At 69.9% G+C, this 14,511-nt stretch carries 13 protein-coding genes and 3 pseudogenes; 8 read left to right on the forward strand and 8 right to left on the reverse strand.

The window, feature by feature from the left end; genetic code table 11:
- Nucleotides 1-200: 200 nt before the first annotated feature.
- Nucleotides 201-1,000: pseudogene (locus ACFU7Y_RS24800) on the reverse strand (transposase).
- Between the two features lie 119 nt (nucleotides 1,001-1,119).
- Between ACFU7Y_RS24800 and ACFU7Y_RS24805 the strand changes: the two are divergent.
- Nucleotides 1,120-1,320 (forward strand): helicase associated domain-containing protein, encoded by a 201-nt coding sequence (locus ACFU7Y_RS24805; protein ID WP_380769676.1) that lies wholly within the window; start codon nucleotides 1,120-1,122, stop codon nucleotides 1,318-1,320.
- Between the two features lie 85 nt (nucleotides 1,321-1,405).
- Here ACFU7Y_RS24805 and ACFU7Y_RS24810 read toward each other — a convergent pair.
- The 6 genes and pseudogenes from ACFU7Y_RS24810 to ACFU7Y_RS24835 all read right to left on the reverse strand — a co-directional run bounded on the left by ACFU7Y_RS24810 (nucleotide 1,406) and on the right by ACFU7Y_RS24835 (nucleotide 7,742).
- Nucleotides 1,406-2,678 (reverse strand): annotated as a pseudogene (locus ACFU7Y_RS24810) (IS256 family transposase).
- Nucleotides 2,679-2,904: 226 nt separating this feature from the next.
- The gene (locus ACFU7Y_RS24815) at nucleotides 2,905-3,501 is read right to left on the reverse strand and encodes a hypothetical protein (protein ID WP_380769677.1); all 597 of its coding nucleotides are present in this window, start codon (nucleotides 3,499-3,501) and stop codon (nucleotides 2,905-2,907) included.
- Nucleotides 3,468-4,388 carry a hypothetical protein gene (locus ACFU7Y_RS24820; RefSeq protein WP_380769678.1) on the reverse strand — a complete coding sequence of 307 codons (921 nt, stop codon included), beginning with the start codon at nucleotides 4,386-4,388 and terminating at the stop codon, nucleotides 3,468-3,470. Before ACFU7Y_RS24820 ends, ACFU7Y_RS24815 begins: the two co-directional genes overlap by 34 nt.
- A 339-nt stretch (nucleotides 4,389-4,727) precedes the next feature.
- Nucleotides 4,728-5,675 (reverse strand): DUF1707 domain-containing protein, encoded by a 948-nt coding sequence (locus ACFU7Y_RS24825; RefSeq protein ID WP_380769679.1) that lies wholly within the window; start codon nucleotides 5,673-5,675, stop codon nucleotides 4,728-4,730.
- A 358-nt stretch (nucleotides 5,676-6,033) separates the two neighbouring features.
- Nucleotides 6,034-7,065, reverse strand: a complete 1,032-nt coding sequence (locus ACFU7Y_RS24830; RefSeq protein WP_380769680.1) for a Gfo/Idh/MocA family protein — start codon at nucleotides 7,063-7,065, stop codon at nucleotides 6,034-6,036.
- A complete protein-coding gene (locus ACFU7Y_RS24835; RefSeq protein WP_380769681.1) occupies nucleotides 7,062-7,742 on the reverse strand; it encodes a hypothetical protein in 681 nt (226 codons plus the stop codon). The genes ACFU7Y_RS24830 and ACFU7Y_RS24835 overlap by 4 nt, the downstream gene beginning before the upstream one ends.
- Before the next feature lie 407 nt (nucleotides 7,743-8,149).
- Between ACFU7Y_RS24835 and ACFU7Y_RS24840 the strand changes: the two genes are divergently transcribed.
- Nucleotides 8,150-8,422 (forward strand): hypothetical protein, encoded by a 273-nt coding sequence (locus tag ACFU7Y_RS24840; protein ID WP_380769682.1) that lies wholly within the window; start codon nucleotides 8,150-8,152, stop codon nucleotides 8,420-8,422.
- A gap of 403 nt (nucleotides 8,423-8,825) precedes the next feature.
- Entirely contained in the window at nucleotides 8,826-9,992 is a 1,167-nt protein-coding gene (locus tag ACFU7Y_RS24845; RefSeq protein ID WP_380769683.1) for a protein-L-isoaspartate O-methyltransferase, read from the forward strand.
- 340 nt (nucleotides 9,993-10,332) lie between these two features.
- On the opposite strand, the gene ACFU7Y_RS24850 is transcribed toward ACFU7Y_RS24845, so the two are convergent.
- Nucleotides 10,333-10,653 (reverse strand): proprotein convertase P-domain-containing protein, encoded by a 321-nt coding sequence (locus ACFU7Y_RS24850; RefSeq protein WP_380769684.1) that lies wholly within the window; start codon nucleotides 10,651-10,653, stop codon nucleotides 10,333-10,335.
- Nucleotides 10,654-11,135: 482 nt separating this feature from the next.
- Here ACFU7Y_RS24850 and ACFU7Y_RS24855 point away from each other — a divergent pair, with 482 nt between their 5' ends.
- The 5 genes and pseudogenes from ACFU7Y_RS24855 (at nucleotide 11,136) to ACFU7Y_RS24875 (ending at nucleotide 14,216) form a co-directional block, all read left to right on the forward strand.
- Nucleotides 11,136-11,393: a hypothetical protein gene (locus ACFU7Y_RS24855; RefSeq protein ID WP_380769685.1), complete on the forward strand. Its 258-nt coding sequence runs from the start codon at nucleotides 11,136-11,138 to the stop codon at nucleotides 11,391-11,393.
- Nucleotides 11,394-11,660: 267 nt separating this feature from the next.
- Nucleotides 11,661-12,874 (forward strand): IS3 family transposase gene (locus ACFU7Y_RS24860; RefSeq protein ID WP_380769686.1). Its coding sequence is split into 2 segments (ribosomal slippage): nucleotides 11,661-11,964 and nucleotides 11,964-12,874, totalling 1,215 coding nucleotides; the frame shifts between segments, so codons are not numbered across the junction.
- Nucleotides 12,875-12,917: 43 nt separating this feature from the next.
- Nucleotides 12,918-13,019 (forward strand): annotated as a pseudogene (locus tag ACFU7Y_RS24865) (IS5/IS1182 family transposase); the annotation flags it as partial.
- 66 nt (nucleotides 13,020-13,085) lie between these two features.
- A complete protein-coding gene (locus ACFU7Y_RS24870; protein WP_224281517.1) occupies nucleotides 13,086-13,409 on the forward strand; it encodes a DUF6191 domain-containing protein in 324 nt (107 codons plus the stop codon).
- Between the two features lie 69 nt (nucleotides 13,410-13,478).
- The gene (locus tag ACFU7Y_RS24875; RefSeq protein ID WP_380769687.1) at nucleotides 13,479-14,216 is read left to right on the forward strand and encodes a VOC family protein; all 738 of its coding nucleotides are present in this window, start codon (nucleotides 13,479-13,481) and stop codon (nucleotides 14,214-14,216) included.
- Nucleotides 14,217-14,511 lie beyond the last annotated feature (295 nt).

Genomic DNA, 14,511 nt, shown 5'->3' on the forward strand with positions numbered 1-14,511 from the left:
CGCAGACCCTCCTGCGCCGTAGGCGACAGCCGCCGCATGTCCCCGACCTCGATCACACCGTGTCAACGAGCAGGCAACCAAGCCGTTTCGGCTCACCTGCCGCGCCCTTGTCGATACGGGTGAAGCCGTTGGCCTTCTGGTCAGGCATCTGCTCGCGGCGCTCGGCATCGAGGAGGACTAGGGCGCGTATTCGATTGTGATCAATGGGTGAGCCGGGTGAGGTCTTTGATCCAGATCATCGCGCCGCGGAGGTGGAGGCCGGCGAGGTAGCTGCCGGGTGTCTTGTCGTACCGCGTGGCGATGCCTCGCCAGGCCTTCAGCTTGTTGATCAGGCGCTCGACGGTGTTCCGGTCCTTGTAGAGCTCGGCGTCATGGCTGACGGGCCTGCCGCCGTTGCTGCCCTTCTTCTTCCGGTTGGCGGCCTGGTCCTTCTTCTCCGGGATGACCGCTTTGATGCGGCGACCGCGCAGGTGGGCGCGGTTGCCGCGGGAGGAGTAGGCCTTGTCGCCGGCGACCGCGTCGGGCCGGATGCGTCGCCGTTCTTCCCGCTTGGGGTCGTTTCCGGCGTCCTGTCCGTCTTGTCCTTCCGGATCGCCCCCTTTCGCCGGGTTTTCCCCGCCTCGTCGGCGGCCTCCTCCAGGGCGGCCATGGCGTCGGGCCTCAGGTGCATGCCGGCGGCGTCGTGGTGGGCCCGGACGGTGGTGGAGTCCACGCTGACCAGCGACAAGTCCACCTCGCCCCGCTTCGCGGCTTCCGCGATCGCGCCCTCCATCAGGGCTTCGAAGACGCCGGCGTCCCTCCACTGCCGGAAGCGATTGGAGACGGTCGACCAGGCGCCGAACTCCTGTGGCATCTCCCGCCACGGCGCGCCGGTCTTGAATCGCCAGATCACGCCCTCGAACTGCTGCCGCAGTCGCTCCGGGTACGGGCCGTACTCGCCGACCGGCAGGTACGGCTCGATGAACTCCCGCTCCAAATCAGTAAGTTGCGCTCGCGTCACGTAGAACGGTCTACCGGATCAGGACCCGCCACGAGGGCGAATCCCGCAGATTGATCACAAGCCGATACGCGCCCTAGGAGCTCGCCGCCGCGCGGGCGGCGTCCGCGGCGAAGCCGAAGGTGTCGCGCGCCGACCAATCTCAGCAGGGCCTGGCGGCGCTGGCGGCCTTCGTCGAGCGCGAGGGCCACGCCCGGGTCCCGCGCACCCACAAGAAAGGCGGGACGTCACTGGGGACCTGGCTCAACAACCAGAAGGCGCGCCGGGACAAGCTGTCGGCCGAGCAGCTCGGGCGGCTGGAGGCGCTGGGCGTGGCCTGGTAGGCCCGCCCCGGCCGGGGCCGGTGTCTCGGCCGGTCACGTCCGCTGGAGTGGTGTATCGACGGCCACTCGGTGATTCGCTAACAGGCTATGCGGTGAGGGAAGTTGGGGTCAGGTCTGTGCCGTTTTCTCCCTCGATGAGGTGAACGCGGCAGCGGCCGAGGATCTCGGGTCCCATGTAGCGGCGCTGTTCGGCCCACTCGTCGCTCTGTTCCGCGAGGACCGCGCCGACGAGCCGGATGACGGCCGTTCGGTCGGGGAAGATGCCGACGACGTCGGTGCGGCGGCGGATCTCCTTGTTCAGCCGTTCCTGCGGGTTGTTGGACCAGATCTGCTTCCAGACCTCCCTCGGGTAGGCGGTGAAGGCGAGGAGATCGTCGCGGGCCGCCTCCAGGTGTTCGGCGGCCTTGGGGAACTTCTCGTCCAGGGCGGCGATGGCCTTGGCCATCTGGGTGCGGACCGAGGCGGCGTCGGGCTGCTCGAAGACCGTCCGCAGGAGGGTGGCGACCCAGGGCTGCGCGGACTTCGGGGCCTGCGAGAGTAGGTTCCTCGCGTAGTGGGTGCGGCAGCGCTGCCAGGACGCCCCGGGCAGCACGCCGCCGATCGCGTCCACGAGGCCGGCGTGGGCGTCGGAGACGACGAGCTTGACCCCGCTCAGTCCGCGGGCGACCAGGGAGCGCAGGAATGCGGTCCAGCCGGCCCCGTCCTCGCTGGCGGCGATGTCGATGCCGAGGATCTCGCGGTGCCCGTCGGCGTTGACGCCGACCGCGACCAGGGCGTGGACGTTCACCACCCGGCCGCCCTCGCGGACCTTCCGGTGAGCGCGTCGACCCAGACGAACGTGTAGGGACCCTGGTCGAGGGGCCGGTTGCGGAACTCGGCCACCCGATCGTCCAAGTGCCCCGCCATCTGCGACACCTGGGACTTGGACAGCTGGGTGACACCGAGGCTCTCGGCGAGCTTCTCGACCCGCCGGGTCGACACGCCGAGCAGGTAGCAGGTAGCAGGTCGCCACGACACTGATCAGAGCCTGCTCGGAGCGGCGCCGGCGTTCCAGCAGCCAGCCGGGGAAGTACGAGCCGGAACGGACGCGCGGGATCGCCAGGTCGATCGTGCCGACGCTGGGGGTACCCCCGGCCGAAGGCTGGGGGAGTGTCCCAGTCCCGGTGCCGGTATCCGTTGCGGGAGTTGACGCGGTCTTCGCCGGGTCGGCCGTACTTGCCGCCACAGGCCTGGTCGACGTCGGCGGACATCATCGCCTCGGCGAAGGCCTTCACCATCGCGCGCAACAAGTCCGGACTCGCCGAGGCCAGGTTCTCCTCCAGCAGGGCAGCGAAGGGCAGACTGTCCGGTGCGGTCATCGTGCGGATCTCCTTCAAGAGCTTGGTCGTTCTCGAAGAATCAGCCGGTGGCCGTCTTACGTTCTCAGGCGACACCCACTACCGGGATGAAACCCCCGGATCGGGTGGAACCCGTACACCACTTCCCTGGACGCAACCTCTCGGCCCCGGCGGTACGCCGCCGGAGCCCTGAGAAAGCACTGGAAGGCCGTCACCCTGCGGTGGCGGCCTTCCGGCTTCGGTTCGGTTACTGGTGGCGTTCGAGGATCGAGACCGCCCAGTCGTAGCCGCCGTGGCGGCGGAGGTAGTCCAGGAGGATGTGCCGCGGGGGTTGGTTGCTGCGGTAGGAGTTGGCGCAGGGGCCGGAGTAGAGACCACCGCCGGGGACGCTGGACTGTCCTCCTCCAGGGCCGCTGGAGAGACCGCCTCCCGGACCGCTGGAGAGACCACCGCCGGGTCCGGTCGACATCCCGCCGCCGGGCTTCGCCAACAGGTCGACAACCCGGGTGAGGGCCGGAGCTTGGTTGACGACCGCCCGCCGCTCGGCGTCGCTGGCGGTGAGCACCACCAGTCCGGCCAGCTCAGCCCAGTTCGTGCTGGCGATGGTCGGGCGCAGTATGGCGTAGGGGTGGCCGGATACGTAGACCGGCAGGCCGCCCGCCCACCGGGGCTCAGTGATCTGGTCGTGGCCCGGGCGGGCGGGCCAGCCGCTGTCCGTCTCGGCCCACCGGGCGGCCGCAGCCTCCAGCCGAAAGTGGCGCCCTAAACTCCTACGGATGCGCTGCTGTGGCGTGAATCGGCCGGTACGCGCTATGCCTGCGGCGCGGTGGACACGTTCTGCCACTTGGTCGTGGCAGGGTCGCCACCCTGGCCGCCCGCCTTCGGGTTGAGGGTGATGGTCCAGGTCGTCCCGGTCGGCTTGAACTCGTGCTTCCCCTCGAACCTGACGGACTTGCAGTCCTGGGAGAACATCTTCTCGCCGGAGTCCCAGTCCTGTCCGCTGAGGTAGTAGAAGGCGTACGAACCGTCCTTGATTCCCTCGATACTGGCCTCCTGCCCCTTGGCCACGTACACCGAGGACAGCGTCTCGTCGCCCACCACGACCATGAAGACCACGTCCGTGTCGTACTGGTTCTTGACCTTCACGGTGCCGTCGCCGTCATTCCCGCCGTCTCGGACCAGGGTGCCGTTGTCCAGCGCGCGCGGCGTCGACGGAAGCTCGGGCAGCTTCGGGACGGTGAAGGCAGCCGGGAAGCCCGCCGCCTTCAGCTTGGCCAGGGTCGCCGTGACGCCCGCCAGGCCCTTGCCGCCGCCCAGCCGCGCCTGGGCGGCGCCCTTGGTGCAGATCTTCCTGTCACGGTAGTCGGCGCTGATCGCCGTCGCCTCGGTGTCGAGCACGTCCAGGGCCGTCACCAGCTCGGTGCGCGCCGCCTCGGCCGAGGGCGGCGCGGCGGCCGCCTTCAGGTTCCGGTTGGCGCGGGCAGCCCGGGAGCCGACCAACTCGATCGCCGTGGAGGCGCCGTACACGTCCTTAGCCGCGCCCGCCTTGCCCAGCTCGGTGCTGATCGGATCCAGCGCGTCCTTCAACGCCGCGCCGAAATCGGCCGGACCCGAGGACGCGGAGGACGCCGTCGGCGCAGCCTCGCCCCCGTCGCCGCTGCCTCCACTCGAACAGGCCGCCAGCAGCAGAACCCCGCCGAACGCCAGAGCGGCCTTACCCCTGAACTCCACAACCCCACCCCGAGAAAGATGAACACGTCTTGCGCACGGGCCGTGCACACACGGGGAAATATCGTGCCGATCGCGCAACGGCGTGGTCAAGTGATTACCAGGTGATAGCGATGATCACTCCCAGGGCCCCTCCAGGAGCCGCCCAGGTGGTCAACTACCATCGGGCGGGCGCTCAGTCTCACCGGACTCCCCCTCCAGATCATCACCTCGGTCCTCGCCATCGCCGTCTTCACCGCCACCATGTGGCTCTGGCCGCGGTTCGACGGAAACACAAAGTCACACTGGAGTATTAGATGAGTACGCGGACACAAGGACGAAGTGCTCAGGCGGATCGCCATCTCAGCGGCTGCGCTGCTTGATTTTGATCAACCCCGACCGCGGATGGCCGATGACGGTCAGGGTCGGGGCTCCGGGTTCCGCCACCTCGGCAGCCTTGTTGACGATGTGGCCGGTGTTGGTGCTCGCCCCGTCCACCCTGACGCCCCAGCCGGCCGGGGTGATCAGCCGGATATGACCCGCGCCGCACGCCGCCTCGACAGTGACCTCGCGGTGCGGGCACACCGCCTCGGTGAAGTCGATCTCGATGTGCATCATCCGGCACTCGGCGACGATCCGCCGGGGAACCGTCCACCGGCCACTCTGCCTGATGTTGCCCAACTTGGGCTTGAGGACCAGCACGTCGCCGGACTCGTTCCCGGCGGATGGCCGTGCTCCCAGATCCGACACCAGGGCATCGAGCTCCCGGTAGGTCCGGGCCGCATAGGTGAGGTCGAGCCGCTCCGTCAGCTCACCCAGGTTGATGCGCCCCTCGCCCGCCGCTTCGCGCAGTCGCTCGGCCACCGCCTCCCGGTCGGCGTCACCAGCGCGAGGCTCCGTCTGGTTCTGTGGGGTCGTTCGTATCGGCAGCTGCTCGGGTTGCTCATGGAAAGACTCTAGGGCACGGGCACTTTGACCGGCCGACGGCGGATCAGCACCCGATCGGGGGACGGCCCTTGCAGAGGCCTCGGAGAAACGGGCGCGCCTGAGCACGGAGGTCACGCTCAGGTCCACGCACAGCAAGCGTGGCAGGTGGTTCGTAGTCACCTCCAAGACGGACTCGGCCTTCGGTAGCGTGCCCGCGTCCAAGGCGCCGGCGAGTCGGCACACGATCATGCCTCTCACCCGATGGACGTCCATCTTCAAATCCACCGATCCATCCGGTGATCCGGAGGCCATAGGCACCTCCTGTCCCCAAGCGCCGCTGCACCTTCCCACGCGGCGGAAGGGCGCGACGACCAGCGGCCCCATCCGAACCACGCTACGCTCTGCCACCCCGGCATCCCGACCTGATTCGCGCCGCTTGGCCCAGCCCTAAGACAACGGCATTGCGCGGCGAGCGGCCCTGGCACCACGGGCCCCGGCCAATGATCGAAACGCTGCGGGTCCCGGGGCCCGGGCTACCGGTCGATGCTGGGGCCGCCGTGGGAGGGCGGCTCCGGGCGGTCGGTGCGCCCCTCCGTGGGCCGGTAAGCCTTCTTCAGACGCTCCGTGCTGCCTCGGGCGTTCCGACAGGCCCTCGGCCCGATGCAGCCGCCGGATCTCAGCCCAGTCCTCCACCCCGATCACCTCTTCCCTCCCGACTCCCGTACCAGTGAAGTCAGGATGATCAAGAGATCACGCAGTGACCCGCTTTTGATCCGCCGTCCGTGATCCTCGTTTCACCCGTCGCCGACAACATCCGCCTGCACCACGCGAAGGAGTACCCCAACCGCTGACGAGGCCCCCGGGACGGCAGCGACCGAAGCGACCGACACCGAAGGCGGTGCGCGCCACGAGCAATGGGATGCAGCGCGCACCGCCCGCCCGATCCTGCCAGAGCCCCCGCAGCCTGGCTCGCCGCGAGCGGTGGGGGTCCGGGGCCCACCGGGCGGCGAAGCCCCGGCTCTCCACCCGCCAGTCGCCCCCTGCGTCGGTCCGCAGGGCCGGGTCGACGATGTACCCGCCTCGGTAGGTGAACAGGGAGCCGTCGGCGAAGTGGACGGTGATCGCGGCGATCGAGCTGTGGGCCGCGAGGAAGCCGGTCGCCGTCTCGGTGGAGGTGACCTCGGTGGGCGGCGCGGTGATCAGCGCGCGGACCTGGTCGAAGGCGTGCACGGCGAGGTCCGTGGTGACGGGCAGGTGCTGGCCGGCGCGGAAGCCCGGGCAGGGTGACCAGACCAGGGTGTCGGCGGTGACGGCGCTCGGCGCTCGGCGCTCGGCGCTCGGCGCTCGGCGCTCGGCCGCCGGAGCGGACCGTGTCGGCGAAGGTGAGGAAGTCAGGGTCGGCGCCCCGGTTGTGCATGACGGCCAGCAGCAGGCCGCGTTCGCGGGCGAGGTGGACGAGGTCAAGGGCGTCGGGCAGGTTCAGGGCCAGCGGCTTCTCGGTCAGGACGTGCAGGCCCTGGGCGAGCGCCGAGCGGCTGACGGGGTAGTGGAGTTCGGGCGGGGTGAGGTTGACGACGACGTCGGCCTCGGCCTGGGCGAGCACCTCGGGAAGCGTCATGGCGACGGCCGGACTCAGCCCGTAGCGGGCGGCGCGTGCCTGCGCCGCCTGCTGGTCGGGGTCGACGAGGGCAGTGATCCCGATGCGCCCGTCCGAGAGCAGGGAGCGGGCCCAGCGGCTGGCGATGGCGCCGCAGCCGGTGATCACAGCCTTCACGGCGTCTCCTTCGGGTACTGCCCGGGAGCCGGGCTGGGGCGGTACTGGGCTGCCTGGTAGCGATGGACGTGGTCGAGGGCACGGGCGGTGAGGTCGTCCAGCGAGCCGCAGTTGGCGTCGAGCGGAGCGACGGTCGGGGCGAGCGGGTGGGCGAGGTAGGCGTTGAAGTGCTCGCTGGAATGCCGGTCGTAGAAGATCGTCGGCATGCCCTTGCGCAGGCGGGCCCGGCAGGCGAGCACGTCCGGGTCGGCGGCGAGCACGATCGTCAGGTCGGCCATCGCCACCGGCCGGCTGGCGGCCAGGCGCCGGGCCTGGTCGTCGCAGTCGAAGCCGTGCATCCGGCCGACGGCGTGGGCGTGGGCGAGGAGGGTGTCCACGGTGCGGCCGAGGATCATGTCCCGGCCCTTGGCGAGGGCCTGCCTGGCCCGGGTGAGCCGCAGGTCCTCGACGTCCAGGAACTGGGTGATGTTGTCCAACTGGTGCTCGGCCGTGAACGGCTCGGGGACCGGCGGCCGGGTGGGGTCGGGGCTGGCCTGGTAGTAGCAGGGGATGACGGCCGGCCGGTTGAGCTGGGGGGCGAGCGCGTGTGCCGAGTACCGGTGACCGCCCAGCGGCCGAGCGCGGTCAGCGGGCCGACGCTCTTGAGCAGGAGCCCGGCCAGCGTCTCCGCGCTCCACACGGCAGTCTCCAGGGCGGTCAGCTGGCGGCCATCGGCTGCGGCGAGTGCGCGGACCGGTGCGACGGTGGCCGCCCACACCGCCGTCGCGGCTGCCGCCCGGCATGGCGCTGCAGGCCGCCAACTTGAAGTCGGCCGCAAGGCTCTGAACCTCGCGGACGCCGCTGCGGAGGCCGCTCCGAAGGTGGGCCCCCGCCTGGCGGCCTTTCTCTCCGGACAGCAGGCACACGGTGCCGCTCTCGTGAAGGACCGGACATTGGCTTTCGCACGCCTTCAACAGACAGAGAAGTCTCTGTCGATGGCGGAGGGACGGAACGACCACGTCGGCGGCTACGACGTCGCCGCCTACCACTTCCACGTCTCCAGCGTCCTGTACGTCTTCCGGGACGTGCCGGGGCGATCACGATCATGCAGCAGTCCCAGCGGCTGCGCCCCCCGACGGAGAAGCAGGGGCGAGCGCACGCCAACGGTGTCCTGGCGCAGCGGCAGTTGGAGGTCGGGCACGTCGAACGGGCGACCGCAACGTGGCATGACTTCCTGGACGACTACGAGACCTTGTCGTCGGCTCGGGCCGACGACCACTTCCACCAGATGATGGCCGGGATCCGGCCCCACACCGGCAACGCTCGTGTCCGCGAACTGGACGAGAGCGCCCGCACGTTGGTTGCAATGAAGGCCTAGCGGGAGACAAGCCGGGGGGCATATCCACGCTGGAGCGCCCCCGGAAGCGCGCCCCTCCGTGCTGTTCCGGCCGGCCTGGCGCTGCGCCAGTCCGGGCCCGGACCGGTAGGCATTCGGTGCCAGCGGATGTCAACGACGCACGCCCCCTGGAACCTACGTTCGGAACAGCAGCCACAGGCCGACGCGCGCCCCCGGAACACCCCCGCGCGCCATACCGTCCGGCGTGGTGCTGCGTCAGGATGGTCAGCCGGTTGTACCCGTTGGAATCCTGGAGAACATCATGGGAGAGCACTCGAAGCCGCCGGCGGACCCCGGGCAGGGAACGCCTCCGCCCGGCAACGCCGACGGGAAGGTGGAGAAGCCGCCGGAGGGCACTGGCAAGCACAAGAAGGGCTGAGCCGGGGTGAGCAACGACAACCTGCCCGATCACCGGGCACGCCTGGCCGAAGCAATGGAGCAGCGCGGGGCGTGGCCGGAGGATTCGCCGTGGCTGCGCGAGGCCTTCGCCGCGCTGCCGCGTGACCGGTTCGCGCCGGATCGGCTGTGGCGGTGGGACGGGTGGGCGTACGTGCCGGTCGACCGTGCGAGTGACCAGGGCGGGTGGGAGGCCGAGCTGTACAGCGACATCAATGCGGCGGCCGTTACCCAGCTCGGCGCTGGCGGTTTGCCGTCGTCATCGCTGTCCGCGCCCTCTGTGGTGGCGGACATGTTGGACAGCCTGAGGCTGGAGCCGGGGCACCGGGTGTGGGACATCGGGACCGGGCAGGGCTGGACGGCGGCGCTGTCGGCCTGGCGGGCCGGCCCGGGCCTGGTGGTCTCGACCGAACTGGATGACGGCCTGGCCGCGTTTGCCTGCGAACGCCTCGTGGACGCCGGAATCAATGCCGAGGTGCTGGTCGGCGACGGCACCCGCGAAGGGGTGCCCGGCGGCGGCCGGGTCGACCGTCTCCACGCGACGTACGCGGTGGAGGCCGTGCCGTGGTCGTGGGTGGAAGCAGTACGGCCCGGCGGACGGATCGTCTGTCCCTGGGGCCGGCTCGGGTACCTTGCGCTCACCGTCGCTGACGACGGCACCTGCGCGCACGGCTGGGTGCACGGCCTGGCCCAGTTCATGGGCGACCGCCAGGGTCCGGCGCAGGCGAGCAGTGGGCCCGCCGCACACTCCGTGGTACGTGCAGGCTCCGAACCGGACGTGCGGCGGGTACTGGATCGTGACCCGGCAGGGCTGGAGGACTGGGACCTCAGGTTCGCCCTGCGGGTGGCTGTCCCGGACGCCGTGCTCTACGCCGACCACAGGCAGGACGGCCTGGCCGTCCTGATCCACGACGGTGACCACTCCTGGGCGGAGGTTCGTCCGGACGCGGACGGCCGACCCGTTCTGTGGCAGGGCGGGCCGCGCCGGATTGGCGACGAGGTGATGATCGCCTGGGCCCAATGGGAGAGGCTGGGGCGTCCGAACTTGTACGACTACGGTGTCACCGTCACCCCCGACTCCCAGTGGGCGTGGCAGGGCAACCCGGACAGCGGCCCGAGATGGCCGATCGGACACCTGCACCCAGCCACGCAGTGATCCTCTGACCAGTGTGCGCAGGCCTGGACCCGTGGCTTCGGCTGCGGGTCCAGGATCGTCCGAGGGTGGGCGTCGTCGGCGACCTCACTGCCGCGCGCACCTGCCTGGAGGCCCACTACCCCGGCCGCACGACGGTCCACGGCCAACACCCCTTGACCACAGGAACCCACGACCGGAACCGTAACCAGCTCGGCTAGGGTTCGTCTTCAAAACTGCTGGGCTCGGTGGTCCGGAGCCCGGCGACGGACCGTGCCGCAGGTCCATGAGGTGATCCGGTCGGCGAAGTGAGTGTCTTCGCCGGCCGGATGACCTCAGTGGTCGGTGCTCGGTGCGGGCGCGGTCAGAAGATGAGCTTCCAGCCGTCGATGCGGCCCGAGTCGGTGCGGTACATGTCCTGCACCCGCAGCCGCCAGGTGCCGTTGGCGAGCTGAGTGGAGGCGTCCACCGTGTAGGTCTCGATGACGTTGGCGGCCGCGTCGCCGATGTTGCTCTTCTTCAGCGGGTACACGGTGCCGTCCGGGCCGACCAGGTCGACGGCCAGGTCGCCGTGCCAGGTGTGCTTGATGTCCACGCCGACCTTGAGGTCGCTCGGTGCCCGGCCCGGGATCCGGTCGACGACGACGTCCGAGAAGACCGCCGGGCCCCCGTCCGGGATCGGCATGGGGGTGGCCCGTGCAGCCACTGGCGGCTTGCTTGTTGGGGCACCCGGTGATGACCCTCGAAAACGAACGGCGGCCAGGTGCGGGACAGGACGAGCGTCGAGGACGGTCAGGGGCCGGGCGCCGGGACGGCGACCGGGCCCGGGGCAGGCGGGTCCGCCCGCCCCGGGCCGATGGGAGAGTGGTCAGCGGCGCAGGAGGCCGGGCCGCCGGGCGAACCGGGTCGCGAGCCGCACCACGACGAAGCCGATCACGTACCCCACGGTGAAGAGCACCACCGGCCACACGACGAGCGGGAGGGGTTCGGCCCCATCCAGTCGTCACCGCTGCGGGCGTCCGCCTGGACGCGCATCACGTCAATCGCCTCGCCGCCCCGGCCGTGCCGGGTCAGGAGCTGCGTGAGCCGGATGGCCTTCGCGCGGGTGCGGGCGGGCATCGTCGAGGACGTGCGGGGGGCCGCAAGCCGTTGTGGGGGCGCCGCTGCATGCGCTTCGCGAAGCTGCTGTTCGTCCTCACCGGTGCCGGCGACACCGGCTTCGCCAACCGTTGCAGCCGGCTGGAGCTCACCGCTTGCAGTCACTACGTCGCGAGGATGCTGCAGTCCGTCCCGGCTGGTGTCGCCAGCCTGGAGGACCTGGAGGCCGACGGCCCGGGCGCCGAACTGTGGTGGCCGATCGCTGACCTGGACAGCGGCCCCGTGCCCTGGTGGGAGCCGACCGGCATCAAGCCCGACCGGCGCTGACAGCGGCGGAAGGAGCCATCTGGCACAGCTTGCAAACCAACCCACAGTTCCTCGACTGGGACGCGCGCCGACGAGCAGAGCAGACAGCAGCCGGCTGACCGCCGGTGCCGGGCCGCCCAGCGGGTGGCATTCAGCTGGAGAACGAAGCCGCCCCGTTCAGGTGGTCCGCGATCCGCGCGATGGTTCCCGCGTTCTCGGGCCTTCCCCCCGATGTGTGGACACCCCGGACACTGGATCTCGGAGATCCAGAGGAAGAGGAGTCCCCCTGTGGTGATGAAGGTGTACTCGCCGGAGTTCAAGGCGGACGCCGTCGCGCTGTACCTGGCGGAGCCGGGAGGCACGATTCGCTCCGTCGCCGATGATCTCGGGGTCAACCACGAGACCCTGAGGAACTGGATCAGCGCCCATCGGGCCCGGCAGCGGGAGGGCGCCGAGAGCGTTCGGGCTGTTGGTTCGGGCGCCCCGGTAGGCTCCGACACCGTGTTGGAGCAAGAGAACAAGCAGCTCAGGGCCCGGATACTGGAGCTTGAGCTGGAGCGGGACATCCTGCGCCGGGCGGCGAAGTATTTCGCCGGGGAGACGAACTGGTGATGAGTCGCTTCCAGTTCGTTGAGGACCACCGAGACGCCTTCGGGGTGAAGCGGCTGTGCCGGGTGCTGGAGGTTTCCCGGTCCGGGTTCTACCGGTGGCTGGCCGCCGCGCCGGCCCGTGAGGCCCGCAGGCAGGCCGATGACGAGCTTGCCGATCGGATCCGCGCGATCCACGCTCAGACGGACGGCACCTACGGCAGCCCGCGGGTGACCGCCGAGCTGCGACATGCCGGGCGCCGGGTCAACCGCAAGCGCGTCGAGCGGGTGATGCGCCAGCGGGGCATCGTCGGCGTGCACCTGCGCAAGAAGGTCCGCACCACCGTCCCCGAACCCTCGGCGGTGCCGGTTGCGGACCTGCTGGGACGCGACTTCACCGCCGATCAGCCGAACACCCGCTACATCGGGGACATCACCTATCTCCCGGTCGGTGACGGCCAATTCCTATATTTGGCAACGGTGTTGGACCTGTGCTCCAGGCGCCTGGTGGGCTGGTCGATCGCAGATCACATGCGGACCGAGCTGGTCACGGACGCGCTCAAGGCGGCGGTCGCCGCCCGGGGCGGAAGCCTGGACGGCGCGATCTTCCACAGCGACAACGGGTCCCAGTACGTGTCCAAGGAATTCGCCGGCATCTGCCGGGAGTTGGGCGTCACCAGGAGTCGCGGCGCGGTCGGTACGAGCGCGGACAACGCCGCCGCCGAGGCGTTCAACGCCACGCTGAAACGGGAGACCCTCCAAGGCACGAAGCGCTGGCCCGGAGCCCGTGCCGCCCGCCTGGCGGTCTTCCGCTGGATCACCCGCTACAACACCCACAGGAGGCACTCCGCGCTGAACTACCTCAGCCCGATCGAGTTCGAACAACGATCAGTTACGCTGGCACTCGCCGCATAGCACTGGTGTCCACACATCGGGGGGAGCCCCCGAGTGCGGAATCAACCGGCTGAAGCGAAACCGCGCGGTGGCCACGCGGTATGACAAGCTCGCTGTTCGCTACGAAGCGACGGTGCTGGTCGCCGCAATCGGCGAATGGCTCTGACTGGCGCCGCCGTACACGGCAGCAACGGCCAGGAACGGATGCGTCACCTTCGCACGTTAGGTCGGCATGGTGATGATGGCAGGTCTGCTCTTCATGGCAGTGCTGGTGATCGTGCCCTTCACACTGGCCTCAATCCGGCATCTCGTGGTGCGATCCGGCCGTCCGGGATGGTTATGCCGCCGCCTGACCACTCGAACGCGAAGCAGCGGGCACGGCCTTGGTGCCACCGCGACCGAGGAGTTGCACGCCTTCTTCAATGCCAACAAGCGCGTGCAAATCGAGCAGCGGCGGACTCAACTGGTCATGCGGGACGACGACCACGCCGGCGCCCCGCCTCGCATAGGTGTCGACTTGGACGGCGGCACCGCTGTCGTTCAACAGCAGAGGTAGCCGCGCCGCAACATGCACGATCCCCTCACTGCAAAATCCACTTCTGAAACAGACCCTAGGATATGCGACATGGCAACAAGACTCGTGCAGATCAATATGAAGGCCCAGGACGACTCCGTGCTCGGCCGGTTCTGGACGGAGGCACTCGGTTGGGGTGTCGACAGCGAAGCCCCCGGAGTGACCAACCTTGAACCCGTCGGCTTCGCCTACCCCGACCCCTCGGCCGTCTGCATCGACCTCATCGCCCGCCCGGAACCCAAGACGGTGAAGAACCGGGTGCACCTCGATCTGGCCACCACCTCGACGGCCCATCAGGCGGAGCTGGTCACGCGTCTGAAGGATCTCGGCGCGACGCTCGCCGACGTGGGTCAGGGCGACGTCCCCTGGACGGTCATGGCCGACCCGGAGGGCAACGAGTTCTGCGTCCTGGAGCCCCGTCCGATCTACCAGGACACCGGGCCGATCGCCGCGGTGGTGGTCGACTGCACCGACCCGCGGGCGATGGCCCGGTTCTGGGGCGAGGCGATGGACTGGACGGTGCACGAGGTCGCCGACGACCACGCGAGCCTGCGCTCCGCCCACGGCGTCGGCCCCTACCTGGAGTTCGTCCGCACCCCCGACACCAAGCGCGGGTGGAACCGCGTCCACCTGGACATCAGCCCGTACCGCGGTGACGACCCGGCAGCGGAGGAGGCCCGCCTGCGCGCCCTGGGCGCCTCCGACCCCGGCATCGACCAGTCCGCCATCTCCTGGCGGATCCTGACCGACCCGGAGGGCAACGAGTTCTGCCTCCTCAGTCCTCGCTGACCTTGAGCAGCGGCTCCGGCCGGTTTCGGGTCAGCGGCGGAGACCGCGTGGCGTCAGCGCATGCCGCCGGAGACGGGGACGGTGTCCTCGGTGATTCAGCGCGCATCATCGGGCGCCAGGAAGGCCACGAGCGGGCCTTCCCCGACACACAACGCCCGCCCGGACGCATCCTGTCGGGGGCGCGATCCGGGCGGGGCTCACCACGCTACCCGGCCGGACAACGCTCCCTACCGACGCCACCACTCCAAGGGGCGGTCAGCGTGCACACGACGTCGGGGGCGGCGCCCGCAGGCGC

The organism is Kitasatospora sp. NPDC057542 (assembly GCF_042801945.1).
Lineage (GTDB): Bacteria > Actinomycetota > Actinomycetes > Streptomycetales > Streptomycetaceae > Kitasatospora.

Coding starts and splice junctions, on each gene's coding strand:
- ACFU7Y_RS24855 (WP_380769685.1), top strand. CDS start 11,136: ATGCGCTTCGCGAAGCTGCTGTTCGTCCTCACCGGTGCCGGCGACACC.
- ACFU7Y_RS24870 (WP_224281517.1), top strand. CDS start 13,086: ATGGTGATGATGGCAGGTCTGCTCTTCATGGCAGTGCTGGTGATCGTG.
- ACFU7Y_RS24840 (WP_380769682.1), top strand. CDS start 8,150: ATGCAGCAGTCCCAGCGGCTGCGCCCCCCGACGGAGAAGCAGGGGCGA.
- ACFU7Y_RS24825 (WP_380769679.1), bottom strand. CDS start 5,675: ATGGGGCCGCTGGTCGTCGCGCCCTTCCGCCGCGTGGGAAGGTGCAGC.
- ACFU7Y_RS24875 (WP_380769687.1), top strand. CDS start 13,479: ATGGCAACAAGACTCGTGCAGATCAATATGAAGGCCCAGGACGACTCC.
- ACFU7Y_RS24850 (WP_380769684.1), bottom strand. CDS start 10,653: ATGCCGATCCCGGACGGGGGCCCGGCGGTCTTCTCGGACGTCGTCGTC.